22 protein-coding genes are annotated in these 25539 nt (G+C 66.4%); 16 read left to right on the forward strand and 6 right to left on the reverse strand.

Annotated features, from left to right (window positions below):
* Positions 1-310: 310 nt before the first annotated feature.
* From ACQPYR_RS36410 to ACQPYR_RS36420, 3 genes are all read left to right on the forward strand, one after another.
* Complete coding sequence (locus ACQPYR_RS36410; RefSeq protein WP_433623681.1) at positions 311-3403, forward strand: BTAD domain-containing putative transcriptional regulator; 3093 nt, start codon at positions 311-313, stop codon at positions 3401-3403.
* Positions 3404-3448: 45 nt separating this feature from the next.
* Entirely contained in the window at positions 3449-4663 is a 1215-nt protein-coding gene (locus ACQPYR_RS36415; protein WP_433623683.1) for an FAD-dependent monooxygenase, read from the forward strand.
* Between the two features lie 70 nt (positions 4664-4733).
* Positions 4734-5246 carry a VOC family protein gene (locus tag ACQPYR_RS36420; protein ID WP_433623685.1) on the forward strand — a complete coding sequence of 171 codons (513 nt, stop codon included), beginning with the start codon at positions 4734-4736 and terminating at the stop codon, positions 5244-5246.
* Positions 5247-5423: 177 nt separating this feature from the next.
* On the opposite strand, the gene ACQPYR_RS36425 is transcribed toward ACQPYR_RS36420, so the two are convergent.
* A complete protein-coding gene (locus ACQPYR_RS36425) occupies positions 5424-6098 on the reverse strand; it encodes a hemerythrin domain-containing protein (protein ID WP_433623687.1) in 675 nt (224 codons plus the stop codon).
* A gap of 56 nt (positions 6099-6154) precedes the next feature.
* On the opposite strand from ACQPYR_RS36425, the gene ACQPYR_RS36430 reads away from it, so the two are divergent.
* Together ACQPYR_RS36430 and ACQPYR_RS36435 are read left to right on the forward strand one after the other, a co-directional pair.
* Entirely contained in the window at positions 6155-9439 is a 3285-nt protein-coding gene (locus tag ACQPYR_RS36430) for a BTAD domain-containing putative transcriptional regulator (protein WP_433623689.1), read from the forward strand.
* Between the two features lie 56 nt (positions 9440-9495).
* The gene (locus ACQPYR_RS36435) at positions 9496-9951 is read left to right on the forward strand and encodes a nitroreductase/quinone reductase family protein (protein WP_433623691.1); all 456 of its coding nucleotides are present in this window, start codon (positions 9496-9498) and stop codon (positions 9949-9951) included.
* Between the two features lie 171 nt (positions 9952-10122).
* Here the strand turns inward: ACQPYR_RS36435 and ACQPYR_RS36440 are convergent, their stop codons facing one another.
* The 5 genes from ACQPYR_RS36440 to ACQPYR_RS36460 form a co-directional block, all read right to left on the reverse strand.
* Positions 10123-10434: a hypothetical protein gene (locus ACQPYR_RS36440; protein ID WP_433623693.1), complete on the reverse strand. Its 312-nt coding sequence runs from the start codon at positions 10432-10434 to the stop codon at positions 10123-10125.
* 167 nt (positions 10435-10601) lie between these two features.
* Positions 10602-11615 (reverse strand): alcohol dehydrogenase catalytic domain-containing protein, encoded by a 1014-nt coding sequence (locus ACQPYR_RS36445; protein ID WP_433623695.1) that lies wholly within the window; start codon positions 11613-11615, stop codon positions 10602-10604.
* A gap of 341 nt (positions 11616-11956) precedes the next feature.
* Positions 11957-13177 carry a PucR family transcriptional regulator gene (locus tag ACQPYR_RS36450; protein WP_433635337.1) on the reverse strand — a complete coding sequence of 407 codons (1221 nt, stop codon included), beginning with the start codon at positions 13175-13177 and terminating at the stop codon, positions 11957-11959.
* Positions 13178-13346: 169 nt separating this feature from the next.
* Positions 13347-14288, reverse strand: a complete 942-nt coding sequence (locus ACQPYR_RS36455; protein ID WP_433623697.1) for a class I adenylate-forming enzyme family protein — start codon at positions 14286-14288, stop codon at positions 13347-13349.
* Between the two features lie 156 nt (positions 14289-14444).
* Positions 14445-14714 (reverse strand): DUF1876 domain-containing protein, encoded by a 270-nt coding sequence (locus ACQPYR_RS36460; RefSeq protein WP_433635338.1) that lies wholly within the window; start codon positions 14712-14714, stop codon positions 14445-14447.
* Between the two features lie 237 nt (positions 14715-14951).
* Between ACQPYR_RS36460 and ACQPYR_RS36465 the strand changes: the two genes are divergently transcribed.
* From ACQPYR_RS36465 to ACQPYR_RS36515, 11 genes are all read left to right on the forward strand, one after another.
* Positions 14952-17183 carry a serine/threonine-protein kinase gene (locus tag ACQPYR_RS36465; protein ID WP_433623699.1) on the forward strand — a complete coding sequence of 744 codons (2232 nt, stop codon included), beginning with the start codon at positions 14952-14954 and terminating at the stop codon, positions 17181-17183.
* A gap of 127 nt (positions 17184-17310) precedes the next feature.
* Complete coding sequence (locus tag ACQPYR_RS36470) at positions 17311-17685, forward strand: hydrogenase maturation nickel metallochaperone HypA (RefSeq protein ID WP_433623701.1); 375 nt, start codon at positions 17311-17313, stop codon at positions 17683-17685.
* Positions 17643-18443: a hydrogenase nickel incorporation protein HypB gene (hypB, locus tag ACQPYR_RS36475; protein WP_433623703.1), complete on the forward strand. Its 801-nt coding sequence runs from the start codon at positions 17643-17645 to the stop codon at positions 18441-18443. The genes ACQPYR_RS36470 and hypB overlap by 43 nt, the downstream gene beginning before the upstream one ends.
* A 112-nt stretch (positions 18444-18555) precedes the next feature.
* Positions 18556-19611, forward strand: coding sequence for a hydrogenase expression protein HypE (locus ACQPYR_RS36480; protein WP_387291939.1), 1056 nt, complete (start codon positions 18556-18558; stop codon positions 19609-19611).
* Between the two features lie 12 nt (positions 19612-19623).
* Positions 19624-21420, forward strand: a complete 1797-nt coding sequence (locus tag ACQPYR_RS36485; RefSeq protein WP_433623705.1) for a nickel-dependent hydrogenase large subunit — start codon at positions 19624-19626, stop codon at positions 21418-21420.
* A 29-nt stretch (positions 21421-21449) separates the two neighbouring features.
* A complete protein-coding gene (locus ACQPYR_RS36490; protein ID WP_433623707.1) occupies positions 21450-22364 on the forward strand; it encodes a NifU family protein in 915 nt (304 codons plus the stop codon).
* Entirely contained in the window at positions 22361-22990 is a 630-nt protein-coding gene (locus ACQPYR_RS36495) for a DUF5947 family protein (protein ID WP_433623709.1), read from the forward strand. The genes ACQPYR_RS36490 and ACQPYR_RS36495 overlap by 4 nt, the downstream gene beginning before the upstream one ends.
* Positions 22990-23634, forward strand: coding sequence for a DUF6084 family protein (locus tag ACQPYR_RS36500; RefSeq protein ID WP_433623711.1), 645 nt, complete (start codon positions 22990-22992; stop codon positions 23632-23634). The genes ACQPYR_RS36495 and ACQPYR_RS36500 overlap by 1 nt, the downstream gene beginning before the upstream one ends.
* Before the next feature lie 5 nt (positions 23635-23639).
* The gene (locus ACQPYR_RS36505; protein WP_433635339.1) at positions 23640-24929 is read left to right on the forward strand and encodes a hypothetical protein; all 1290 of its coding nucleotides are present in this window, start codon (positions 23640-23642) and stop codon (positions 24927-24929) included.
* Positions 24930-24942: 13 nt separating this feature from the next.
* Complete coding sequence (locus ACQPYR_RS36510; protein WP_433623713.1) at positions 24943-25062, forward strand: DUF6893 family small protein; 120 nt, start codon at positions 24943-24945, stop codon at positions 25060-25062.
* A gap of 1 nt (position 25063) precedes the next feature.
* On the forward strand, positions 25064-25537 hold the full coding sequence (locus ACQPYR_RS36515; RefSeq protein ID WP_433623715.1) for a hydrogenase maturation protease: 474 nt from the start codon (positions 25064-25066) through the stop codon (positions 25535-25537).
* Positions 25538-25539: the final 2 nt, after the last annotated feature.

Raw genomic sequence — 25539 nt, forward strand, 5'->3', positions numbered from 1 at the left:
CCGCGGGGATAAATGCCGCCCTCAGCAGCGCCAGCTGCGCCTGCCTCGAGCCGGGATCGGTGACCACCAATGTCTCGATCTCGCTTTGCACGACGCGGTCGAACCGCCCAGCGCCGTGTACTGCTCGAGGTGTGCACGCCATCGAGTTGTGGGGGTTCTGCGATCCGGTCACTGCGGCCCGCGACCTGGGTCAAGGCTGAGCGGGGACCATTGCCCCTGGTCATTGCGTGCGAGGGCGAGGGTGTGATCGCTTGCGCAAGCGCCGGTTCGCCGGATGCAGCGGCCGGCCGGTCGATGCATACTGGCGGCCGTGCAGTTCGGGATCCTGGGGCAGGTGGAGGTGCGGGGAACCGATGGAACTCCAGTCGCGGTGGGCGGGCCGCAAGTACGGTCGCTGCTGGCGGTTCTGGTGTCGGAAGCCGGGCGGGTGGTGTCTCGGGATCGGCTGATCGACGACCTATATGGGCAGGAGCCGCCTGGGGATGCCGGGCATGCGCTGCAGTCCCAAGTGTCGCGGTTGCGGCGCGCGCTACGCGTCGCGGGAGCCGATGGTCTCGTGGAGTCCTCGGCGGCGGGCTACCGGCTCGCGGTCGATCCGGAGCTGGTGGATATGCATCGGTTCCTTCGCCTCACCGAGCAGGGGCGAACCGCGTTGCGTGACCGGGATTCCGCTGCCGCTGTCGCGCTGCTGGACCAGGCCGCGGGGGTGTGGCGCGGCGCTGCGCTGGCTGACGTACGCGACGCGCCGTTTGCCGCCGCTATGGTCTCCCGCCTCACCGAGGCGTGGCTGGCAGCCCAAGAGGATCGTGCCGAAGCCGCGCTGGCGCTGGGTGATCACCGGGCGGTGGTCGCAACGCTGCCGGAACTCGTTGCCGCACATCCGCTTCGGGAGCGGGTCAGGGCGTTGCTGATGCGCGGGCTCTACGCCGGCGGGCGGCAGGCGGAGGCACTGGAGCTGTTCGAGCAGGGGCGGCAGCTGCTCGCCGACGAACTGGGCGCCGACCCCTCGGCGGAGCTGACGCAGGCGCACTTGACGATCCTGCGCGCGGACACCGTCGTCGCTGCCGCGGTACGTCGCCTACCCGCCCAGCTCACCAGCTTCGTCGGCCGAGACGACGAGCTGGCGCAGGTCGCGTCGTTGCTTGCCCGCGCCCGCCTGGTGACGCTCACCGGTCCGGGCGGTACCGGTAAGACCCGGTTGGCGTTGGAAGCCGGTGCTCGGGTCCGGGGCGAAGTTTGTTTCGTGGATTTGTCACCGTTGGTGGACGGCGCACAGGTGGCGCCGGAGATTGCGGTGACGCTCGGTGGCCGCGCCACCGGCGACCACGAGGATGCCGAAGTCCGGGTGCGTGCCATGCTCGCCGACCGGTCGCAGTTGATCATTCTCGACAACTGCGAGCATCTGGTGCTCGATGCAGCCCGGCTGGTGCACCGGCTGTTGCGTGACTGTCCGGGCTTGCGGGTGCTGGCAACGAGCCGGGAAGCCTTGCGTATCACCGGCGAGACCGTGCTCGCGGTCGGGCAGCTGCCGGTGGCCGCCGCGGAGGCGGCACTGGCCGACCAAATCGGCTGCACCGCGGTCCGCCTGTTCGCCGATCGTGCCGCTGCCGCGCGGCCGGGATTCGCCGTCGACGCAGGCACGATCGCGGCCGTGCGGCGCATTTGCGAGCGACTCGACGGGCTGCCGCTGGCACTGGAACTCGCCGCCGCCCGGCTGCGCACTCTCGACGTCGGCGAGATCGACGCACGACTCGCCGATCGGTTCCGGCTGTTGGCACGCGGGGATCGCACCGCCGAACCACGGCACCGAACCCTGCAGGCGGTAGTGGAATGGAGCTGGGAACTGCTGGAACCGTCCGAACGCCTGCTGGCGCGACGCTTCGCCGTCTTCGCGGGCGGGGCCACCGCCGCCATGGTCGCATCCGTCTGCGAGCTCGACGACGCCGACGAACTGTTGGACGGTCTGGCCGATAAATCGCTGGTGGAAGTGCACGAAGGCCGTTACCGGATGCTGGAAACCATCCGGGACTACGGCTTCGCACGGTTGACCGAGGCCGGCGAGCGCGAACGGTTGCAACGCGCACTCGCCGTCTTCTCGACCGAACTGGCCGAGCGGGCTGATCCGCTGCTGCGCGGCCCCGAGCAGCTCGACTGGCTGGCGCGGCTGACAGCCGAGCACGACAACGCGCAGGCGGCGCTGCGCTGGGCGGTGAGCGTGGATCCCCCACTGGCACAGCGGTTTATCGCCGCCCACGCGTGGTACTGGTGGCTGCGCGGTTACTCGGGCGAGGCCGTCGAACTGGCCGGCAAACTGCTGCCCGCACTCGACCCGGCGGCGGACGTCGAGGAATACGCATTCTGTGTTGCGGTCGCCGCGCGTGCCAGAACCGGGCCGCCAGTGCCGGTCACTCGGGCTGCCTCGACCCTATCCGGCATCGAAAGACCTTTGCGGCGGCCACATCTGGTGTTCCTGCTGGCAACTGTCGGTGGGCTGCTCGACCTGCCGCCGCAGCGGCAGCATGTGCTCCTCGGGCCTGATCGCTGGTCGCAGTCATTTCTGCGGCTCGGTACCGGACTGCGGCATCTCATGTCCGGTGAGCCGCTGCTCGCCGAGCCCGAACTGCGCTGTGCCCTCGAGGATTTCCGCGCTACCGGCGACCGGTGGGCAATCGCGACCACGCTCGACAAACTCGCCGCGGTCGCCGACTGGCGTGGTGAACGGCAGGCCGCCCTGGACCTCATCGACGAGGCTATCGTCCTGCAGACTGAGCTGGGCGCCGGCGATGACGCCGCTGACCTGCTCAACCGGCGCGGTGACATTCTCGCCCGCGGCCCTGCCGCGTGTCGTGATGATGCGGGTGCCGCCTACCACCGCGCCGCAGAACTGGCCCGCGCAACAGGCGCAACGGACATGTACGCGAACGCACTACGCGGGCTCGGCGACCTGGCGCGAGTAGCGGGCGACCTGTCCGTCGCCCGGGAGTACTACGACACCGCGATCGCGGTGCCCGGCAAGGACACGTTCGGCGCGGTCGAGGCCCGGAGCCGCAGCCTCATCGGAACGGGCTGGCTCTGGCTGGCCGAGGCGAATATCGAGCGCGCACTGGCGGCGCATCGCGAGGCGTTCGAATTGGCGCGCGACCGATCTCGCCCGGTGGCCGCGGCAGCGGTGGAGGGCGTGGCGGGAATCGCGGTGGCGCTCGGTGCGACGGCGCGCGGCGCGCTCTTGCTCGGTGCTGCCGACTCGCTGCGCGGCATGCCGTGGGTGTGTGACGGTGCGGCGGGCGATACCGCCGCAAGATGCCGAGCCGAACTCGGTGAACCGGAGTTCCGCACCGCCCTCGAGCGGGGCGCCCGATACTCGGCCGAGGAGGTCACCGACTTGCTCGGTGAGTGGTGGTGAGCCGATGGTGAGGGCACGGTGATTGCCGTGCCCGACGCTGTGTGCATGACAACGACGCAGCAGTTCACCAGCAAGACCGTCCTCATCTCCGGCGCCAGCGTCGCCGGGCCGGCGCTCGCCTTCTGGCTCGCCCGCTACGGGTTCACCGTCACCGTCGTCGAACAAGCGCCCACTCTGCGCGAGGGCGGCTACAAGGTCGACATCCGTGGTGTGGCAATGGAAGTCGTCGACAGGATGGGTCTGACGCCGCAAGTCCGCGAAGCGTCTACGGCGATGCGGGGCGGGGCCTGGGTCGACGATGCGGGCAAGGCACTGGCAACGCTCGGCCCCGAACTCATCGGACTGCGCTCACCCGGCGATGACGAGGTCTTGCGCGGCGATCTCGCCCACATCCTGTTCGACGCCACCAAGGGTGAGGTCGAGTACCTGTTCGGCGACTCGATCACCGGCCTGGTGCAGCAGGCCGATGGTGTGACGGTACGGTTCCGCAACTGCGCGCCACGCGTATTCGATCTGGTGATCGGGGCCGACGGCATGCACTCGGCGGTGCGCAGGCTGACATTCGGGCCGACCGAGCAATTCGCCCGGCACACCGGCATGGCCGCCTGTGTGATCTCGGTGCCCAACTACCTGAATCTCGACCACTGGGAATTGGTGCATCCCACACCAGGGCGGGTGGTGCAGGTGTACAGCACCCAGCGGACCACGGCCAAGGCCCAGTTCATCTTCCAGGCGCCGGAACAACTGCCGGACAGGCGCGACCGCGCCGCCCAGCAACAACTGGTGACCGACGCGTTCGCCGATGCCGGTTGGGAGACACCTGATCTGGTGCGCGCCATACCGGAATCCCCGGACTTCTATTTCGATTCGGTCAGCCAGATCCATCTCGACCGGTGGTCCGATGGCCGCGTCGCGGTCGTCGGAGACGCCGCCTACTGCCCGTCGCCGCTGTCCGGGCAGGGCACGAGCATGGCGCTGGTCGGCGCGTATGTCCTTGCGGGCGAACTGAAAGCGGCGGCCGGTGATCACCTCGTCGCGTTCGATCGCTACCAGCGCGCCATGCAGGATTACGTCACCGAGAACCTGACGCTGGGCTGGAACAACGCCACCCAGATGGTGGCGGCCGACCGGCGTGCGATCCGGACCCAGACCACTATGTTGCGCATGCTGCGGCACATGCCGTGGAAGGGCCTGGCCCTGCGCCCGATCATCAAGCCGCTGGAGCGCGCCGCCAATGCCATCCGGCTCGCCGATTACTGAACCCCTCGTCACCTGCGCTGTTCCCGACCGCACGACCCGCATCCGCAACTGATTCGTGAGGAGTATCGACATGAGTATCGCTTCCGGCCCGATTTTCCAGGTGGCGTGGGTTGTCCACGACCTCGACTCGGCCGAACGGGAATTCACCGACAGCTATGGCGTCGACAGGTGGGTCCGTATGCCCCGCATGCATTTCGGCCCGGAGTCGTGCAGTTATCGCGGTGCGCCCGCCGACTACACGATCGACACCTCGCTCGGCTATGCCGGCGGACAGCAACTGGAATTGATCGCGCCGGTCTCGGGCACGAATCTGTATACCGAAACGCTCGCGCGGTCCGGCCCCGGATTGCACCATATCGCCTGGGTACCAGATGATTTCGATGCCGCACTGGCAGCGGCGCGGGCGTGCGGCACCGAGATCGCCCAGCATTGCACCGTTACCGAGCTCGGCATGGAATTCGTCTATCTCGACGGAGGCCCACTCGGCTCGTACATCGAGTTGCTGCGGCTGCCCGCGGACGCACGCGCGATGTTCGACAGCATGATCCCGTCCGGACACCGGAACCCGTGGTCGCACGGATAGCAGCTGGCGTCGACGGCGAACCCAGCGGGAACGGCGATGATCTTGCGTCGCAGCCCGAACGACCCAGCTTTCGCCCCAGGCCGACCCCTGACGCCGATACACCGACTGCCGGATCTGTTCGAGGCAGTGTGATATCGGTGCTGTGGTCGAGTGCAAATCCGTTGTGTCGCAAGGCGTTTATTCGGGATCTGTCCCATAGATCGAGCGGTACTCCTTGGCGAAGGCGCGACTGCCGAGCAGGCGCCAGGCGAGTCTGGCCGCGAACGGCATGTCGGCGAGGAACTTTCGGCGTTCGGCATGCGGTACCCCTTGCAGGATGAAGCCGAGGAAGACCAACTGCCGGTCCTTGGGCACGGCGGCGCGTCCTCGTTCGCCGAGCGCAGCCCATTCGCGGGCGGTCATGACGCGTCCGACGAGCGGCAGGATGTGTGCCTCCTCCTCGGCCATGTGCTCGTCGAGAGCAGCGGCGAGCGAGGACAGCGTGGCCACGAGATGCCCGCGCGCCTCAGGATGCGCCGAGGCGGCGAATTCCTCGGCCTGCCGGTTCGCGCGGGCGATCAGTTCGGCGATCCGCTCATGCTGTTCCTCCATGCGCAGAATCAGTGCGCCATCGGCCTTCGCCCGCCCGAGCAGCAGTGGCCACATCAGCTCGTCCTCGGCGGTGTGATGGTGATGCAGGCCGGTATCGAGTTCGGTGAGGAACTCGACGATGCGGCCCGCGCGGGCGGTATCGCCGTCGGCGACGTCGCCGACGAGGCCGGGCAGCGCGTCGAAATGGCGGCGGAAGGCGTTGTGGACAAGCACCATGTCAGCCGTATCGGGGCGTTCGGTGGTCTGGGTCGCGGTGTTCATGGTTCTCACTGTGTGTCGATCCGCTTGTAGCGCACTTGCAATAGACTTGGCCGGTCATGGTGCGGATTCAGGTGCTCGGCTCACTGGCCGCGCAGACGGAGCGCGGCAGCGTCGATCTCGGCGGCCCACGCCAGCGCGGTGTGCTCGCCCTTCTGGTCGTGGCCCGCGGCGCGGTCGTACCGATCGACCGGCTGATCGACGATCTCTGGCGCGGTGAGCCGCCACCGCGCGCACTCGGCGCGTTGCAGGCCTACATTTCGCACCTGCGCAAGCTCCTCGAGCCGGATCGGCTGCCCCGCTCGCCGGCCACCGTGCTGGTGAGCCAGGCGCCAGGATACGCGTTGCGGCTCGACCCCGAGGCGGTGGACGCCTGGCAGTTCGAGGCCGAACTACGCTGCGCGCCAACGGATCCCGCCGAACGACGACAAAGCCTCGAACAGGCGCTCAGCCGATGGCACGGCCCGGCATTCGCCGAGTTCAACGACGAATCGTGGGCACAGCCCGAAGCGCACCGACTCGAGGAACTACGCTTGGCCGCGCGCGAGCGACTGGCCGCGACACTGGTCGAACTCGGTGACCCGACCGCCGCTGCCGCGGAAGCGGATGCGTTGACGAGTACGCATCCGCTGCGCGAGGAGGCGTGGCGCATTTCGGCGCTGGCGCGGTTTCATGCCGGACGACAAGCGGACGCACTCGCCGCGCTACGTGCCGCCCGCGACGTACTCGCGGACCAACTCGGCATCGACCCCGGCCCTGCCCTGGTCCAACTCGAGGCCGATTTGCTCGCGCAACGCATCCCCGTCGACCTACCCGCACCGGTTTCGTTTCCGTCCCCGACACCCGAGCCCGCGGCGGTACATTCCGAATTCATCGGCCGGACAAGGGAACTGGATGAGCTGCGGCGGGCGGCGCGGGCGGGCGGCGCACCTCGTGTCGCGGCCGTGATCGGGGAAGCAGGCAGCGGCAAATCCCGCTTGCTGCAGCGGTTTCGGGCCGAACTGGCGGCCGGCGGCTGGCGCGTGGTCACGGGCCGCTGTCCCGAGGAGGACGGCGCACCTCCGGCGTGGGCCTGGGTGGAGGCGCTGCGTGAGCTCGCGGGCACGGTCGATCCCGGCCGATACGCCGAGCCGCTCGAGCCGTTGCTCGCCGACCGGCGCCGCAAGTTCGGCGTCGATGCCTCGGTCGGGCGATTCCTACTGCATCGCGCCGTGGGTGCGTACCTGGACGAGGCGGCACGGCAGCGACCGCTCGCGGTATTTCTCGACGACCTGCACCGCGGCGACTCCGAGACGGTAACCCTGCTCGGCAGCGTGGCGAAATCGGCCTCCATCCTGATCGTGATCGCCTACCGCCCCGACGAGATCGGGATGCCGATGGAAGACGCGCTCGCCTCGCTCGCCACCGCGACCGCAGCGCGGATACGCCTGCGCGGCTTGGGTTTCGACGATGCTGCGGTTCTCATCCGGTCGGTATCGGGACACGATCCCGATCGGGCAACGATCGAGGCATTGGCCGAACGCACCGACGGAAATCCGTTCTACCTCACTGAAAGTGCTCGTCTGCTCGCCAGTGAGGGCGCGCTCGTGGCGACTTCGGAGGTACCGGAAGGCGTCCGCGACGTGCTGCGCCGGCGCTTCGCACGGCTACCCGAGGTCAGCGTGTCGATCCTGCGCCTCGCCGCGGTGATCGGGCGCGAATTCGACATCGACGTGCTGATCGGCGCGGCCGAAATCGACGAGGATATGGTCCTCGATGCCGTGGAGGCAGGCGTGCTCGCCGGACTGCTCGAGGAACCGGGTCCCGACCACGCGCGCTTCACGCACGCGCTCGTCCGCGACACCTTGCTCGGTGACCTGTCCCGCATACGACGACGCCGCTGGCATCTGCGCATCGCCGAGTCGATCGAGCGGGCCCGGCCGGACGACTTGTCGGCGCTCGCCCACCATTTCGGGGAGGCACTCACCGCGACGACGGCAAGGCGGGCCGCCGACTACGCTCGCGCGGCGGGTGAACAGGCCGAACGCCGATTCGCCCACGATGTCGCGGCCGAAAGCTACGGTCGTGCCGTCAACGCGCTGGAACGGATCACCGGCGCGGACACGACGGCCGAGCGGGTCGCCGCGCTTTCGTGTATGAGCAGGAGCCACCTCGCCGCAGGCGCCGGCCTGCCGGCTCGCGATGCACGCGACCGCGCGGTGTCGGCAGCCGATACGCCTGAATTACTCATCGGGGCGCTCACCGCATGGGACACGCCGACTCCCTGGCTGAACCGCGCATACGGGTCCGTCGACCAGCGAGTGGTTGCCTCCATCGACGAGGCGCTGCGGACACCCGGGCTCACACCGCAGGCACGCTGCAGGCTCCTCGTCGCACTGGTCCGCGAGATCGGCGGAGAGGTGCACGAACGAGCACGCGAGGCGGCCGAGGAAGCCGAAGCGCTGGCACGTGGACTGAGCGATCCTGGACTGCTCGGGCTGGCCCTGCAGGCGCGGACCTCGGTGTACGACACATCAATTCCGCTCGCCGATCGTGAACGGCTCGCCACCGAGTTGATCCGCCTCGGCGAGGACCACGATCTTCCCGCCTTCGCGCTGATCGGCCGCAACGCCGCATTCCAAGTTGCCGCGGCCCGTGGCGACGTAGACCGCGCGAACACCGAACTAGCGGCCGCGACACTGCTGGCCGACGGCTACCAGTGGCGTCAGGCCCAAGCCGCGAACACCATGGGCCGCGCGATGATCGCCCACCTGACGGGGAATCTCGAAGCGGCGCAAGAGCATTACCAGCAGGCCCACGAATTGTTCGTGCGCCACAAAGTTTTCGATTCGGACGGCAACCAGCTGATCGCCCTCCTCACCATCCGTCTCACGCAAGGCCGGGTCGGCGAATTCGCACCGCTGCTCGCCGAAATGTTCACCCAACTCGGAAGTTCGGGCAATGAGCTCGTCGCCGACCCGCTCGCGTTGGCGCTGCTGGCGACCGGTGACCGGCGCGGCGCACGAGCGGCGACACAGGCTCGCCGCCCGCTGCGTACCGACTTCTTCCGCTCGCTGTTCCTCACCGTGCGCGGCATGGCCGTCGCAGGTCTCGAACAACGCGCCGAAGCAGCGCAGGTGTACCAGCAACTGCGCACCTACACCGGCCAGATCGCCGGCGCAGACACCGGCGCGCACGCCGTGGGACCGGTCGACACCGTGCTCGGCGACCTCGCGGCGCTGCTCGGCAAGCCCGACCGGGCGGCCGAGCACTACGCCGCCGCGCAACGCATCGCCCGCCGCTGCGGATGCCGAGAGTGGATCACCGCCGTGCACAACCGCATCGGTTTACAAGTCGACTACTAGTCGCGCCAGGAAGCTGGGTAGCAGATCACGCATCAGCCAGCAGAAGGAGCGCCGCCATGCCGACCGACCGTCAGCTCAAGACGTTGAACACCATCCACCGCACGGTGATAAAGATCAGCGGTGGCGTCCTCGGCACAACCTTCAAAGGCATGCCGACGCTCACGCTGACCACCATCGGCCGCAAATCCGGCCGACCGCACACGGTCGTCCTCACCGCACCGATCATCGACGGCGACACGATCGTCATCGTCGCCTCCCGCGGCGGTGATCCCATCGACCCGGCATGGCTGCACAACCTGCGCGCGAACCCTGCAGTCCAGGTTTCCCTCGGGCACGGTCCGAACCGGCCGATGACCGCTCGCGTCCTGTCACCGGCCGAGCGGGACAAACTGTGGCCCGACGTCATCGCCGCCCACCCCGGCTACGCCGACTATCAGAAACTGACAACCCGAACAATTCCTCTGGTTACCCTGAAACCACTCGCCGATGAGATCGACGCTCCATCGACCTGATAGCCGTCGCCCGTCCGGTCGTCGGCGTTGGCCTGGCGTCTTCTCGGCGACCGGCACGGTCGCGGACGTTCTTTTCAATTGACTTCAGCGCATGGCGGCCATCGATTCATCTCGCGCTCGCGGTCTGGCTGGTTCTTGCGCTGCCGATTGGGATGGTGCCCGGCCTCAGTGTCAGCGCGCTCCGCACGTCCCCGTCGGGGTGTATTGGCAGGGGTTCTCGGTGCGGCCCCGGTACTGATCATGGCCGTCGCTATTGGAGCGCACTCCGTAGCCGTAGCCACTATTGCGCTGACTGTGGTCATTACTGTTGGGACGCGTTCCCGCTCCGTAGCCGTGACCACCCCCGGGACTGTGCGAATCCCGTGGCCCGGCCGAGGCCGCGAAAAGGTGCGGCGAGGCGATCGTCACCAGCACCAGCGCGATGCTGAAAAGCGTCGCGACCACCACACGACGCACCGTCCAGAACTTCGTCGCGATCTCCATGATCCATCTTCCCCTCAATTAACGTACCGCTATATAACGACACATTAATCGATGGTACGTCGTAAGGGAAGGCGCCGGCCCGGATTCGTGCACATCAAATCGCCCGCCGGCGCCTCGAACAGACCTGATGACCTGCGACTATCAGCATTGCGGCGAGCCCTGATCAGTCAGACCGTGAGGACCATGCGGTACCGGGCCCGCCCCTGTTCCATTGCGGTGTATGCCTCGGCGGCTTGATCCAGCGGCCGCTGTTGGATGCGTGTGCGCACGCCGGATTGGACCGCGAATTGCATCGTTTCCTCGATATCGCGGGCGGTGCCGGAGGCGTGGCCGGTGACGCTGAGCCCGCGGGTGATCAGCTGCATCGGGCTGATCGGCAGCGGCTCGGCGGAGACCCCGATGGTGATGAGCTCACCGCGCGGTAGTAGCCCATCGACGGTTTCGCCCATGGCTTGTGCGTTGCCCACGGTCCCCAGGACAACGGACACGCCGCCGAGTTCCCGCAACGCCCGGCTGACCTCGCCGGCGGTCGAGTCGATGTAGTGCTGCGCACCGAGCGCGCGGGCGTCTTCGGCTTTGTCCGCGCCGCGAGCGATCGCGATGGTTTCGAAGCCCATCGCGTGCGCGAATTGCACGCCGAGGTGGCCCAGTCCGCCGACGCCCAAAATGGCGACGCGGTCGCCGGGTACCGCCCGGGTTTCACGAAGCGCGTGGTAGGTGGTGACGCCGGCGCAACCCATCGGCGCGGCCTCGGCCAGGGAGAGCGCGTCAGGGATGCGGGCCAGCGCATTGGCCGGTACGGTCACCGACTCGGCATATCCGCCCGGGTACTGCCAGCTGGGAACCTGCATGTTCCGGCAGTGGATGAAGTCGCCGCTGCGGCATGGGACGCACTTGTTGCAATGCCCACCGAACCAGCCGACGGCGACGCGGTCACCGACGACGTAGTTGTCGACGCCTGCGCCGAGTTCGGCGATCGTGCCTGCGATCTCATGCCCCGGTGTCAGCGGCCACGACATGTCCGGAAATGCTCCGCTGACGAACGCACGGTCGGTACCACAGATCCCGCACGCCGAAACCGCGAGGCGCACATGGTCGCGCGGCGGTGCTTGCGTTTCGACATCGACAAGTTTCAACGCCGCACCGGCGGATTGCACGTGAACAGCCTGATGAGTAGACATCGGTATCCTCGCTTTCCCTGGAGAGCGGCGGCGTCGGGGACCTCACCAGAGCGGACCGAGGCAGCGGCGCCGACAAATTCTCGAACGGTAATCGGCCAACCCTTGATGCCATCTACACTGCTATCGCCTGAACGACGGTGCCGGAAGCGCACTATCTGGTCGTGCCGCTGTGCAATTGCCGGCGGACGAGTCGTCATCCACATCCCGCGGCGCGTCGCACGCCCCACTGCAGAAGGCACCGGCCCAAGGCGATGCCGGTGGCAATCATACGTCCGCTGGTCTTGCCGTCAGATGACAATCGTCTTCGACACCGCCAGGCCGATGAACCAGCACGGTCGCGGTCAGTCAGAATTCGGCCGCAATACCGCCGCGCCGTACCAGTGACAGATCAGCAACGCCAGCTCGACGTCCAGCCGGTCGTCGGTGATCGGCCGCCCGCGCCGCGAAACCGCCCGCCCGACACGGTATTTCACCGAGTTGAAATGTAGATCGAGTTCCACGGCAGCCGCCTTATAGCTGGAACCGGTGCGCAGGAACACCCGCAGTGTCTCGCGCAGCCGGGCATCGTTGTCGTTGTCGGCGGCCAATTCGCCGAGCACCTCGCCCACCCATTCGCCGACCTCCGCGATGCTGCCGCCGAGCAATGCCGTGGCCGATAGCCCCGGATCGCTCGCCGCGATGATCCTCGGTTCTACGTCCCCGCGGATCAGCGCGACCGAGCGTGCGCGCAGCGCATACCGATGCGATCGTCGGAAGCCGGATACCCCCTGGCCCATGATGCCGATCGCCAGCCGCGGTGCGTCCGGCCGCTTGCTCGCGAAATCACGGACCTCGGCCACCGCGTCGGACTGCTCGGACCGATATGGCAGCCAGGCCCATGCGCTCGTCCGGTCGGCGGCCCCGATCAGCGGCGCGGCGTCCGTGCCCACCGCCTCGGCCAGCTCACGGGCGAAGCGTTGCAGCCGGTTCAGCTCGTCACTGCTCGCGCCGGTGTCGGGATACCAGAGGATCAGCGCTAGGTGATGCCAACGCATCGGGTAGCGGATGGCTTCGGTGGCGGCATCGATATCGACCGGCTTCTTCCCGGACAGCACCTCAAGTACGCGCAACGCGCGGGCGCTGTTGCGGCTCTCCAGCCACTGCTCACGCTCGGCCTCGTACACCGCGACGACCTGCTGGGTGATCCAGTCGATGTAGTCGAACATCGTGGTGGTAATCGCTTCCGCGACCGCGACACCTTCGGCCGGCGGGATATGGCTGGCCCGTAATTCGGCGAAGATCAGCTCGGTCATCCGCCGGTGGCCGACCTGATAGGCGCGCACCAGGGCGTTGACCGGAACTCCATGCTGGGCAAGGCGTCTGGCGTACTCGACGGCCGCCGTGGGAGCGTTGATCCGAGCGACCGGAATGTCGTGCCGCAGTGCGTGCAGGACGGTGTCGACATTGCCTTCCACGCTGGCGCCGAGCAGTTCGACGGAGCCGGCGTCGCCACGTAGTTCGGGGATATCGTCCTCGAGACCGCGACGGAGGATCGCGCTGATATTCGTCACCCGCTCGTTCATGCGGGCGGCGATCTCCGCGATATAGCGGCTCACATCGACATCACCGTCGCGACGAAAAGTCGTCACTCCCCAACCGTAGTTACTCGACGGTTACCGCGCGGAAAATTGCGAGGTTGCACTCCGGGGACAACACCGGCAGCGAACTGCGGATCGTGGAAATCAATCCGAATCAGCTGGCCCGGGCGGCGTATTCCGACGGTGTCCACCTCGCGGGTGACGGCGAGCTGTACGAGCGTGCTCGCGCGGGCACTTCGGAGACGTATCCGTCGATGATCGGTATTCCGTAGCTGCGTTCGAATGCGGTCAGCAGTTCGACGTCGGCGGGCGCCGCGCCACAGATGGCGAACCGCACCGATGCGGTGTTCGGCCGGATCTGGGCCGGTAGATCCGACAGCAGCGCATACGTGGTCGGGACCGCGCAGATGTATGTGGCACGGCTGCGCTCGATCCGGTCCAAGAACGTCTTCGGGCTGAAGGCCACCGTGGCGCGGCCCCCGGCGAGTAGCGGCGACAACGTGCCGACCACGATGCTGTTGACGTGGCACAGCGGCAGATTCAGCAGGCTGTGGTCTGCCCCGTCGAGTTCGAATGCCTCGATCACCATCGCGCACATGGCGGTGAGGTTGGCGTGGTCGACCGTGACGCTGTTGGGTTTGCCTGTGGCGCCGTTGGTACAGATGAGTAGCGCCAGCGTGTCGGTGCGGGGGCGTGCGGGATCAGCGACATCGGGGTCCGCGGCGGTGAGATCGTCGGCGGGGATGACGGTGTCCACCGGAGCGTCGGAGGTGGGCAACTGCGCGGTGATCAGGACCTTGGCGCCCGTGTCGGTCAGCTGGCAGTCGGCTTCCGCGGCGGTCAGCGACGGGTCGATAGGGGTGACCGTGGCACCCAGACGCCAGGTTGCGAACAGCGATACGACAAAGGCGGCAGTGTTGGGCAGCATGATCGCAACCACGTCGCCGCTCGACACTCCCGCGGCGCGCAGGGTAGCGGCGGCACGCCGCACAGCGTCGAGGAATCCTGTGTTGTTCAGGTCGGTGCTTTCGTCGGCGACGGCGGCCGCGTCGGGTGCGGCGGCCGCACGACGGTCCGGAAGAGTCGAAACATTCATTGGTGTCCTCATTCGGGGTACAGGGAATGACGACAACGGTAGAAATCACGCTGCCGCAGGACACCGTCGTGCATGAACGAAATTCGCCGCGGGCATTGTCACCGGAGGACAATGCCCACCGTAGTAACCGGGAGGTAACTCTCGCCTGGTCAGATATCAGGCCTGCAAGCCATGAACCGGTTTGTGCGTGTGGGCTTCGATATCCGTTATGGCCGCGTGCAGCAGTTGGTGGGCCAGATCTTGCAGCGCGCGGGCACAAGCGAGTTCATCGCCGATGGCCGGGACGTTCTCGTCGGCGGGATTGGTGTGAGCGGAACCGGCCGAGGTCAATGGCTCGTCTCCGCGGCCGATCAGCTGGGCTTTTACTTTGGTCAGGCGGTCGAGTTCTTCGATGGCGATGGAGATGTTCCAAGTTTTCGACGGCATTCGCACTGCCCTCCAGATTCAGCGGAGACTGTGTCGGTTCACCTCCAATATCGCACCATCATGGCTCGCGCACACCATGCTCGGTTCGGCGGATTTGCCAACCATGCGCTGGTATCGGGGCGATACCCTTGGGGCAGGGAGGTTTGGCGGAAAGGAAATAATGTGGGGCAACTACGACATCGGCCGCATCGCGCTTAGCCGCCGGCTGAGCGCTTGGCGCTGATCTCCGAGCGACCGATGTACGAGCCGACCGATCTGGTCGATCCAGCTGAGCGAACCCGCACAGCGCTTGCCGCTGTGGTGGCACGGTTTTCCAAGGCTTGGGCGTCCGGTTCCCCACCAGACCTGTCGGCGTATCTGCCCCGCGAACCGGCTGAGCGCCGCACGATACTGATCGAACTGATCAAGATCGATCTCGAATACCGCTGGCTTCGCTATCACTTTCCCAAACGACTGATCGAATACCGTGCGGAATTCGTAGAGCTGCAAGATGGTCCGCTTCCGGCCGAGCTGGTCTACGAGGAGTTCCACGCCCAGCGCCGCGGTTCGCACGCAGCCGATGCCGCCACCCTCGCCGAGGCCACCGCCACGGCGGCCGGCCCCGATCTCGCGCAGCTCACGAGCGACTACCGCAGCACAATGATTGCTCGCCCGAGTGCCCAAATGGTTCTCGACACCATCGATGTCGGCCACCATATCGACGATTTCGATCTCCTGATGAGGATCGGGGCCGGCGCCTTCGCCCAGGTGTATCTCGCTCGACAACAATCAATGCAGCGACTGGTCGCGGTCAAGATTTCCCATAACCACGGCAACGAGCCGCAGACCCTCGCGCAGTTGGACCACGAGTACATCGTGCGCATCTTCGACCAGCGACTCATCGCCGACGGCGAGCTGAAGCTGCTGTACATGCAGTACCTACCCGGGGGCACGCTGCTCGACGTGCTGCGCCTACAGCACTCGACGCCTCCGGAATACCGCAGCGGACAACTGCTGCTCGACGCCATCGACAAGGTACTTGCCGATAAGGGCGAGGTTCGGCCAACGGAATCAGCGGTTCGAACCCGGACCGCCGCACTGACGTGGCCGGAGACCGTCGCCTGGCTGGGCCGCCGACTCGCGGACGCACTGCAGCACGCGTCCGACCGAGGGGTATTGCATCGAGACATCAAACCCGCGAACGTACTGCTGAGCGCCGAGGGAATCCCGAAGCTCGCCGACTTCAATGTCAGCTCGAGCAAACACCTGAAAGGGACAAGTCCCCTGGCGTACTTCGGCGGATCACTGGCGTACATGTCGCCCGAACAGCTCGAAGCCTGCCATCCGGACCTCCCCGCGACCGCAGCCGACCTCGATACTCGAAGCGACATCTATGCGCTGGCGGTCATGCTGTGGGAGTTGCTCACGGGACATCGACCATTCGCGGACGAAACCTGCGCGGGCGAGTCGGAGACATCGCTGGCCCGCATGCTCGAACTGCGACGCAAACCCGTCGAGTCGACGTTCCTGTCGGAGCTTCCGCCCGATTGCCCCGCGGCGTTGCGCCGAGTGCTGCTGAAGTGTCTGTCGCCCGACCGCGAAGACCGCTACTCCTGCGGTTCGGAATTGGCCCAGCAGCTCGACTTGTGCCTAGAGGAACTGGCCCGCGACCTCGTCTATCCGCCGCCGAACAGTTGGCGGGTCCGGCTTTCGCGCTGGCCCACCCCCATCCTGTGGTTGTCTTCGCTGGTCGGCGTCACCCTGGCAACGATCTACATGGCTGTGCACGTCCAGGAGCTGATCAGAGAGCAGCTCTCCGATGCCACCAATTCGCAGCTGAACAAGGGTGTCATCGCTTTCATCCTCTGCGCCTCGGCGCCTGCCATCCTCATCTACGCCTATATGTCGCGTGATTTACTCGCGGTTCCGCGCGGCCTGCGCGCCGGCAAACGCTACGACGACGCAGTGCTCGCGCGAGTGCGGTCGCGAACATTGTTTTGGGGTGACCTGTGCGCGATGAACACCCTGCTGTTCGCGGTTTGCGCAACCGTGACGGGGGTGATGTTGCTTCGCTGGTTTACCGATCTACCGGCGCGGCTGATAGTCCATGCAGCGGCAACCGTTCTGGTGGCGGGCACCATCTCCGTTGCCTATACATTCTTCCTTTCCACTTTCTACGTCGTCCGCTGCGTCTATCCCATCTACCTGCGCCACGGCCGCACGTCGGCGCACGACGCCGCCTATCTGCGTGCGCTGCGTCGCAGACTCACGGCCTATCTTGCGGTGACAGCGTCGGTGCCGCTGGTCGGGGTGCTGGCCGGATTCACCGCCCTCGAACCCGAGGAGCTTCCGCTCGTGCGCGATTCGGTCCTCGGGCTGTGCGCGGCCTCCGGGCTCGCGTTCGTCGCCGCTTATTGGTTGTTCCGCAAACTGGATGCAGACCTGCGCGCACTCGAGCGGGTGGTCTTGCAAAAGCCTGATTCGCGCTGACAGCCCATTCGGGGGCCGGATTGCGCCCGCGCTTTTTGCCTGGAAAACCACGTACGGAATACCGGAGCGATCGCAGAACTCCGCAGCGTAGGATTCACCTCGGGGCTTGTCGAAAGGCGAGGTCGGGATGCATGAAATGGCTATAACCCAGTACCTTGTCGACGCCGTCTGCGAGCATGCGCAAGGGCGCCTTGTGCACGATGTGACGGTCGAGGTCGGCGCGCTGTGCGCTGTGGTGCCCGAGTCCATGCAGTTCTGTTTCGAGCTTGCCACCGAGGGAACAATCGCCGAGGGAGCAAAGCTGGACCTGCGCATTGTCGAAGGGACGGCGCGTTGCCGGAACTGCGGGGCGCAATTCCTCCTGCCCGACCTCATCGTGCTGTGCCGTTGCGGCAGCGCCGATGTCGAGATAACTGCGGGGCGGGAACTTCGAATCGTATCGATGGAGGTGAGTGAGCGATGTGCGCAACCTGCGGATGCGAGGGCGACGGGGTCGCTGTGATCACCGTCGGACATCAGGACCACGATCACCCGCACGATCATGGCCACCATGAGCATGGTCCCGGACATGAACACGAACACCCCCACGAACACGCTCTGACCACGCTGACCCTCGAACAGAAGGTGCTCGCCAAGAACGACGAGCTCGCCGCGGCGAACCGTGCGCGATTGCGTGAACGCGGGATCCTGGCGCTCAATATGACCAGTTCGCCCGGCGCGGGGAAAACGACCCTGATCGAGCGGACGATCCGCGAGCTCGACTCGGTTCCGGTGGCCGTCATCGAGGGCGATCAGGCGACCGTCCTGGACGCGCAGCGCATCGAGGCAACCGGCTGCGAGGTCGTGCAGGTGAATACCGGCGCCGGCTGCCATCTCGATGCGGACATGATGCGACGCGCCCTCGACGCGCTGGATCCGGCGCCGGGCAGCCTGCTGTTCGTGGAGAATGTGGGCAATCTCGTCTGTCCGGCATTGTTCGATCTCGGCGAGGCGGGCAAGGTCGTGATCATCTCGGTCACCGAGGGCACCGACAAGCCGTTGAAATATCCGCACATGTTTGCCGCGGCGGAGCTGGTGCTGATCAACAAAACCGATCTGCTGCCATATGTGGACTTCGATTCAGCGCGCTGCGTGGAGTACGCGCAGTCGGTGAATCCCGGCGTAAAAATCCTTCCGGTATCGGCGGCCACCGGCGATGGACTTTCTCTCTGGTACGACTGGCTCACCGCCCGGTTAACCGTCGGCATACCGATACCTTGAAAGCCCTCGGCTCTCAGACCTAGACTCATGTGATCAGAGTCACACGCGGACCAGTCGGCGTAGCTGACCAGAGAAGAATCCGCGTGCCCCCGCTGCGGAAGGTGGCAGTCCGATGCCAACTCAGGAAGCAGTAAAAGCCGAAGACACCTTGATCCACGTCCTCTGGATCAATGCGGGACTCAGCTGTGACGGCGATTCGGTGGCCCTTACCGCCGCGTCCCAGCCGAGCATCGAAGAGATCGCACTCGGATCACTCCCGGGATTGCCGAAGATTGCCGTGCATTGGCCGCTCATCGATTTCGAATGCGGCCCGACCGGCGGCGCGGACGATTTCCTGGAGTGGTTCTTCAAGGGAGATCGGGGCGAACTCGACCCGTTCGTTCTGGTCGTCGAGGGGTCGATCCCCAACGAACAGTTGCACGAAGAGGGTTACTGGTGCGGCTTCGGCAACAATCCTGCGACCGGTCAGCCGATGACGACGAGCGAATGGCTCGATCGGCTGGCGCCCAAGGCGACCGCGGTGGTCGCCGCAGGCACTTGCGCGACATACGGCGGTATCCACGCGATGGCGGGAAACCCGACCGGCGCGATGGGTGTCCCGGACTATCTCGGCTGGGATTGGAAGAGCAAAGCGGGCATCCCGATCGTCTGCGTGCCCGGCTGCCCGATCCAGCCCGACAATCTGTCCGAAACCCTTACATACCTGCTCTATATGGCCACGGGCCAGGCGCCGATGATCCCGCTCGACGATGCGCTGCGCCCGAAGTGGTTGTTCGGCGCCACCGTGCACGAAGGTTGCGATCGAGCGGGCTACTACGAGCAGGGTGATTTCGCCGAAGAATACGGATCACCGAAATGCATTGTGAAGCTGGGCTGTTGGGGTCCGGTCGTCAAGTGCAACGTGCCCAAGCGCGGCTGGGTCAACGGCGTGGGCGGGTGCCCGAATGTGGGTGGCATCTGCATCGGCTGCACGATGCCGGGATTCCCGGACAAGTTCATGCCGTTCATGGACGAACCGCCGGGCGGCAAGATCTCCTCGACCGCTTCCGGGCTGTACGGGTCGGTGATCCGCAGTCTTCGCCACATCACCGGCCGCACCGTCGACAAGGAACCGCGCTGGCGGCACAAGGGCGGGAAGCTCGAATCCGGCGCGACACGCACCTGGTAGGGAGATATTTCGATGACAGAGATCATTCCCGATCCGTCGCTTCGCAAGATCGAACCCGACGCCCTGGTCGAGATGGCCTGGGATCCGATCACCCGTATCGTCGGCAGCCTCGGCATCTACACCAAGATCGACTTCAACAGTCGCGAGGTGGTCGAGTGCCACAGCACCTCGTCGATCTTCCGCGGCTATTCGATTTTCATGAAGGGCAAGGACCCGCGCGACGCGCACTTCATCACCAGCCGCATCTGCGGCATCTGCGGTGACAACCACGCGACCTGTTCGTGTTACTGCCAGAACATGGCCTACGGGGTCAAACCACCCGCCATCGGCGAGTGGATCGTCAACCTCGGCGAGGCCGCCGAGTACATGTTCGACCACAACATTTTCCAGGAAAACCTGGTCGGGGTGGACTTCTGCGAGAAGATGGTCGCCGAGACCAACCCGGGCGTGCTCGAACAAGCCGAGCGCACCGAGGCGCCGCACGCCGGTGATCACGGCTATCGCACCGTCGCCGACATCATGCGGGCGCTCAATCCGTTCACCGGCGAGTTCTATCGGGAGGCGCTGCAGGTCAGTCGGTACACGCGCGAAATGTTCTCCCTGATGGAGGGCAGGCACGTGCACCCGTCGACGCTGTATCCCGGTGGGGTCGGCACGGTCGCGACGATTCAGCTGATGACCGACTACATGTCGCGGCTGATGCGGTACGTGGAGTTCATGAAGAAGGTCGTGCCGATGCACGACGACCTGTTCGACTTCTTCTACGAGGCGCTGCCGGGCTACGAGCAGGTGGGTCTGCGTCGCACACTGCTCGGCTGCTGGGGATCGTTCCAGGATCCAGCGGTATGCAACTTCGAGTACAAGGACATGGAGCAGTGGGGCCGGGGGATGTTCGTCACTCCCGGCGTCGTCGTGGACGGGAAGCTGATCACCACCTCGCTGGTCGATATCAATCTCGGCCTCCGGATCCTGTTGGGCAGTTCGTATTACGAGGACTGGACCGATCAGGAAATGTTCGTCACGACCGATCCGCTCGGCAATCCGGTCGACCGGCGCCACCCGTGGAATCAGCACACCAACCCGAGACCGCAGAAGCGCGACCTGGACGACAAGTACAGCTGGGTGATGTCCCCCCGCTGGTTCGATGGCAAGGACCATCTCGCACTCGACACCGGAGGTGGGCCCCTGGCTCGCCTGTGGACGACGGCGCTGGCCGGGCTGGTGGACATCGGTTACGTCAAATCCACCGGATCCAGCGTGCAGATCAACCTGCCCAAGACCGCGTTGAAGGGCCCGGTCACCTTGGAATGGAAGATTCCCGCGCACGGCAGCAACACGATCGAACGCGACCGGGCGCGGACCTACTTCCAGGCCTACGCGGCGGCATGTGCGGTGCACTTCGCCGAGCAGGCGCTCGCTGAGATCCGCGCGGGCCATACCAAGACCTGGGAACACTTCGAGGTGCCCGACGAGGGCATCGGCTGTGGTTTCACCGAGGCGGTGCGCGGTGTGCTGTCGCATCACATGGTCATCCGGGACGGCAAGATCGCCAACTACCACCCGTATCCGCCGACGCCGTGGAACGCCAGTCCGCGTGACTCCTTCGGTACGCCGGGGCCTTACGAGGACGCGGTCCAGGGCCAGCCGATCTTCGAGGAGAACGACCGGGAGCACTTCAAGGGCATCGATATCATGCGCACGGTGCGCAGTTTCGATCCGTGCCTGCCCTGCGGGGTGCACATGTATCTGGGCAACGGCGTCGCGCTGGACAAGGTGCATTCACCTACCCAGGCGCTGACCGCGGAATGACAGGTCGGGCCGACGACGGGAGGCACAGCGTGGATGGTGGCCCGCAGCAGCGAGCCAGACCGATCGACGACAACCAGTGGCGGGGCGCGGGTGATCGGATCGACACCCTGCTGGATGCCTGTTCGGCAGGCGGCCCGGTGGCGCGCGAGCGCGCCGAGCGTCTCGTGCGTGAGGTCGTCGACCTCTATGGCGCGGCACTGGGCCGGGTCATGGCCGGGCTCGACGAACGGACCGTCGAGGAGCTGACCCGCGACGATCTGGTCGCGAGCCTGCTGTTGGTGCACGGCCTGCACCCGCACGACGTGCGAACGAGGGTGGCGACGGCGCTGGACAGCGTCCGCCCCTACCTCGGCTCGCACGGCGGCGATGTGACGCTCATCGATGTCGCCGACGGTGTCGTGCGGCTCGAGCTGTCCGGCAGCTGTCGCACGTGCCCTTCGTCGTCGGTGACGCTGGAACTCGCGGTGGAGGATGCGGTGCGTGCGGCCGCACCGGAAATCGAGGCCATCGAGGTGGTCGCAGCGACGACAGAGCCGCAGGCGGGGGTGATACCGGCCGAAGCGCTGTTCGCGCGGGTACATACCGCTGATCCGCCCGCGGGCAGCTGGATCTCGGTCCCGGAGCTCGCGGACTTGGTGGCAGGCGAGGTCGGTGGGTTCACGGTGGCCGACATGCCGGTGCTGGCCTGCCGGGTCGGCGCGGACCTGTTCGTCTATCGTGACCGCTGCGCAGCCTGTGGGCGTTCGATGGCGGGGGCCGCGCTGCACCGAAAGATGGGAGCTCCGGCCGACTCGGCGGTGCTGCGCTGTCCAGGGTGCCTGGCCCATTTCGACGTGGTGCACGCCGGAACGCGGCTGGACGGCGAGGGGCATCTCGAGCCGCTGCCCGTGCTGGTGCGCTCCGGTGAGATCTCGGTTGCGGTGCCCGCGGAGGTCCGTGGATGAACCAGGGTTTGCGCGCACTGCGTCGCATCGCGACCGATCCGACCCCGCCCGCAGCGGCCGGAGAGCGTTGCGAAATGTGCGCCGAACCGGTCGGTGCACAGCACCGGCATGTGGTGGACATCGAAGGCAGGCAGCTCATGTGCGTATGCGTGGGCTGCTATCTGCTGTTCACCGATCAACGGGCCGCGCTGCGCTACCGGGCGGTGCCCGACCACTACGTCTCGTTCCCCGACTGTGCGATCGGTCAGGGCGAATGGGACGCCCTCGACATCCCGGTCGGCCTGGCGTTCTTCTTCGTCAATTCGGCGCTCGGACGCACTGTCGCCTTCTATCCGGGACCGGCCGGGGCCACCGAATCCGAACTGCCGCTGCCGGATTGGCAATCGATGCTGGATCGCCATCCCGAACTCGACCGGCTCGCACCCGATGTCGAGGCCCTGCTGATCCGGATGCCCGAGCGCGGCGGTCCCGGCGCGGTCCTGCTGCTGCCGATCGATGCCTGCTACGAGTTCGTCGGACGGATGCGGATGCTGTGGCGCGGATTCGACGGCGGCAAGGAAGCCAGGGACTACATCGCGGAGTTCTTCACCACGATGTCGGCTCGGGCCCGGCCGGAGGTGGCGTGATGAGCCCGGCCTATGCGATGACCTTCGCGGTGCTCGAGGTGCGGCCGGAACCGTACGCGGCCGCCCCGAACCTGTCGGCGCGCATCGGCATCGCCGCGCTGGCCGAGGAGCCGGTGCACGCGATCGCGCTGCGCGCCCAGGTGCGCATCGAACCCTTCCGGCGCGGCTACTCCGACGCCGAAGGCGCGGGGCTGCTGGACCTTTTCGGCCCGCGCGAACGCTGGCACGAAACACAGAAGTCGTTCACCTGGATGCATTGTGCCACCATGGTGCCCGGCTTCTCCGGCGGCGCCGAGGTGGAACTGCCGATGCCGTGCACCTACGACTTCGAGGTCACCGGATCGAAGTACCTGCACGCCCTGCGCGAGGGCACCGTGCCCCTGATCTTCCTGTTCAGCGGCACCGTATTCATCAGGGGGGAAACGGGTTTCGCGGTTCAGCAGGTGCCCTGGGACCGCGAGGACAAATTCGACATGCCGGTCGCGGTATGGCGCGATCTCATGGACGCCCACTATCCGAACTCCGGCTGGGTGCGGTTGCGCAGGGAGAACGTCGAAGCGCTGGCCGCCTACAAGTCGTCGCACGGATTGCTCGGATTCGACGACGCGGTCGCGAAACTTCTCACCGAGGAGTCCGCGCCGTGAACGCCATGACCCGTGCCCGCGCCGTCGCCGACGCCGTGCTGTACGAGGGATATCTGCTGTACCCGTACCGGTCGGATGCCCGAAAGAACCAGTCCCGCTGGCAGTTCGGCGTGCTCGGCCCTCGCGGCGCGGTCGCGGCCGGACTCGGTGAGGACGATTCGCTGGCCGCCGAATGCCTCGTCCGCGCGTCCGGTGCCACGCGGATCACGCTCACCGCGCGGTTCCTGCAACTGCAGCGCCGAACTGTCGAACTGGACGGGACCGAGCGCGCGGAACTGATCGTCGACGGCCGCCGATGGGTCAGCTGGGATGAGGCCACTGAATGTGAAATACCCTGTGGCCCTTGGTTGTTGATGGATGCAACGATGCCGATCGAAGTACCGGGCTGGCAGGCGGTCGAACCGATTCCGGGATCGACGGCGGGCACGGTGGTGCGCACTCGAGCACCGATCGAGGGCACACTCGAATTGACCGTCGCTCCTGAGGGCGATTATCGACGCATCGGAATACGGTTGCGCAACAGCGGCGACGCGGCCACCAGTTCGGCCGACGCCACGGCACGCTCGATGCTCGGCGCCCATGTAATAGCCGAACTCGACGACGGTGAGTTCGTCTCGCTGCTCGACCCCGAACCCGGCGCCGAGACGGCCGTCCAGCACTGCACCCAGCACCGCTGTTTCCCGGTGTTGGCCGGACCGCCCGGCCACAACGACGTTGTCCTGGTCTCGCCGATCATCCTCTACGACCACCCCGAAATCGCCGAGCAGAGTGCGGGCCAGCTGTTCGATTCGACCGAGATCGACGAAATCCTCACCCTGCGCGTGATGACGCTCACCGACGACGAAAAGGAACGGGCCCGCGCCACCGACCCGAGAGCGGCCGAGATCATCGACCGCTGCGAAGGGATGACGCCCGAAGCCATGCACGACCTGCACGGGCTGTGGCGCGAGCAAGGACCGCGCCTGGTACCCGAAGTGCCCGAAGGCATGAGTTGGTGGGATCCCGCGGCCGACGGCGCGGTGCGTCCGGATTCCGACGCGGTCCCGATCGCCGGGGTGCTGGTACGCAAGGGCAGCCGCGTTCGGCTGCGCCCGACGCGACGCGCCGACGCCCACGACCTGTTCTACGAGGGCAGGGCGGCGCGCGTCACCTCGGTGCACGCCGACGTCGACGGCGAAACGCACGTCGGTGTGGTCATCGACGACGATCCGGCGGCCGATCTGCACGAATGGTATGGCCGCTACCTGTATTTCGCTCCAGATGAGCTCGAACCGATTGTCAACGGCGACGAGTGAAAGGAATACGGTCATGCAAGCAGTAGGAGTGGTCTCCACCGCGGTGGTGGGAGTCATCGTCGTGATCGGCGCGTATCTCGGCATACGGTCGATCCCGGATCTCCGGCGTTATATGAAGATTCGCCACATGTGAGATGAGCGCTCGCGTGCTCATTGCCGGGATCGGCAATATTTTCCTCGGCGACGACGGATTCGGCCCCGAGGTGGTCAGTCGGCTGCCCACGGCGCGGGAGGAGAACCAGCGGATCGTCGACTACGGCATCCGCGGGTTACATCTGGCCTACGACCTGCTCGACGGGTGGGATGCGGTGGTGCTGGTGGACGCCCTGCCGAATACCGGCGAACCCGGACGCGTGCAGATCCTGCGTGCCGAACACGAGTCGGGGGCGACGACGGCAATGGACGCGCACGCGATGAATCCCGAGGCGGTCTTCGCCGCGGTGCGCGCGCTCGGCGGTGTCGTGCCGCCGACCGTCGTCGTCGGTTGCCAGGTCGACTCGGTGGCCGAGGGAATCGGCCTCAGCCCAGCCGTCGCGGCGGCCGTCGACCCGGCGGCGGTCGAGGTCACGCGCATCGCGGCGCAACTGCGCGCTGGACAGGAGGTGTGAGG

The organism is Nocardia sp. CA-120079 (assembly GCF_050955745.1).
In the GTDB taxonomy this organism is placed as follows: Bacteria; Actinomycetota; Actinomycetes; order Mycobacteriales; family Mycobacteriaceae; genus Nocardia.

Excerpts from the sequence above, each read along its gene's own strand:
- ACQPYR_RS36455 (WP_433623697.1), bottom strand. The coding sequence starts at position 14,288 with ATGAATGTTTCGACTCTTCCGGACCGTCGTGCGGCCGCCGCACCCGAC.
- ACQPYR_RS36500 (WP_433623711.1), top strand. The coding sequence starts at position 22,990 with ATGAGCCCGGCCTATGCGATGACCTTCGCGGTGCTCGAGGTGCGGCCG.
- ACQPYR_RS36440 (WP_433623693.1), bottom strand. The coding sequence starts at position 10,434 with ATGGAGATCGCGACGAAGTTCTGGACGGTGCGTCGTGTGGTGGTCGCG.
- ACQPYR_RS36480 (WP_387291939.1), top strand. The coding sequence starts at position 18,556 with ATGCCAACTCAGGAAGCAGTAAAAGCCGAAGACACCTTGATCCACGTC.
- ACQPYR_RS36485 (WP_433623705.1), top strand. The coding sequence starts at position 19,624 with ATGACAGAGATCATTCCCGATCCGTCGCTTCGCAAGATCGAACCCGAC.
- ACQPYR_RS36470 (WP_433623701.1), top strand. The coding sequence starts at position 17,311 with ATGCATGAAATGGCTATAACCCAGTACCTTGTCGACGCCGTCTGCGAG.
- ACQPYR_RS36515 (WP_433623715.1), top strand. The coding sequence starts at position 25,064 with ATGAGCGCTCGCGTGCTCATTGCCGGGATCGGCAATATTTTCCTCGGC.
- ACQPYR_RS36460 (WP_433635338.1), bottom strand. The coding sequence starts at position 14,714 with ATGCCGTCGAAAACTTGGAACATCTCCATCGCCATCGAAGAACTCGAC.
- ACQPYR_RS36505 (WP_433635339.1), top strand. The coding sequence starts at position 23,640 with ATGACCCGTGCCCGCGCCGTCGCCGACGCCGTGCTGTACGAGGGATAT.
- ACQPYR_RS36450 (WP_433635337.1), bottom strand. The coding sequence starts at position 13,177 with ATGAACGAGCGGGTGACGAATATCAGCGCGATCCTCCGTCGCGGTCTC.
- ACQPYR_RS36445 (WP_433623695.1), bottom strand. The coding sequence starts at position 11,615 with ATGTCTACTCATCAGGCTGTTCACGTGCAATCCGCCGGTGCGGCGTTG.
- ACQPYR_RS36430 (WP_433623689.1), top strand. The coding sequence starts at position 6,155 with ATGGTGCGGATTCAGGTGCTCGGCTCACTGGCCGCGCAGACGGAGCGC.
- ACQPYR_RS36415 (WP_433623683.1), top strand. The coding sequence starts at position 3,449 with ATGACAACGACGCAGCAGTTCACCAGCAAGACCGTCCTCATCTCCGGC.
- ACQPYR_RS36420 (WP_433623685.1), top strand. The coding sequence starts at position 4,734 with ATGAGTATCGCTTCCGGCCCGATTTTCCAGGTGGCGTGGGTTGTCCAC.
- ACQPYR_RS36435 (WP_433623691.1), top strand. The coding sequence starts at position 9,496 with ATGCCGACCGACCGTCAGCTCAAGACGTTGAACACCATCCACCGCACG.
- hypB (WP_433623703.1), top strand. The coding sequence starts at position 17,643 with ATGTGCGCAACCTGCGGATGCGAGGGCGACGGGGTCGCTGTGATCACC.
- ACQPYR_RS36510 (WP_433623713.1), top strand. The coding sequence starts at position 24,943 with ATGCAAGCAGTAGGAGTGGTCTCCACCGCGGTGGTGGGAGTCATCGTC.
- ACQPYR_RS36495 (WP_433623709.1), top strand. The coding sequence starts at position 22,361 with ATGAACCAGGGTTTGCGCGCACTGCGTCGCATCGCGACCGATCCGACC.
- ACQPYR_RS36465 (WP_433623699.1), top strand. The coding sequence starts at position 14,952 with ATGTACGAGCCGACCGATCTGGTCGATCCAGCTGAGCGAACCCGCACA.
- ACQPYR_RS36425 (WP_433623687.1), bottom strand. The coding sequence starts at position 6,098 with ATGAACACCGCGACCCAGACCACCGAACGCCCCGATACGGCTGACATG.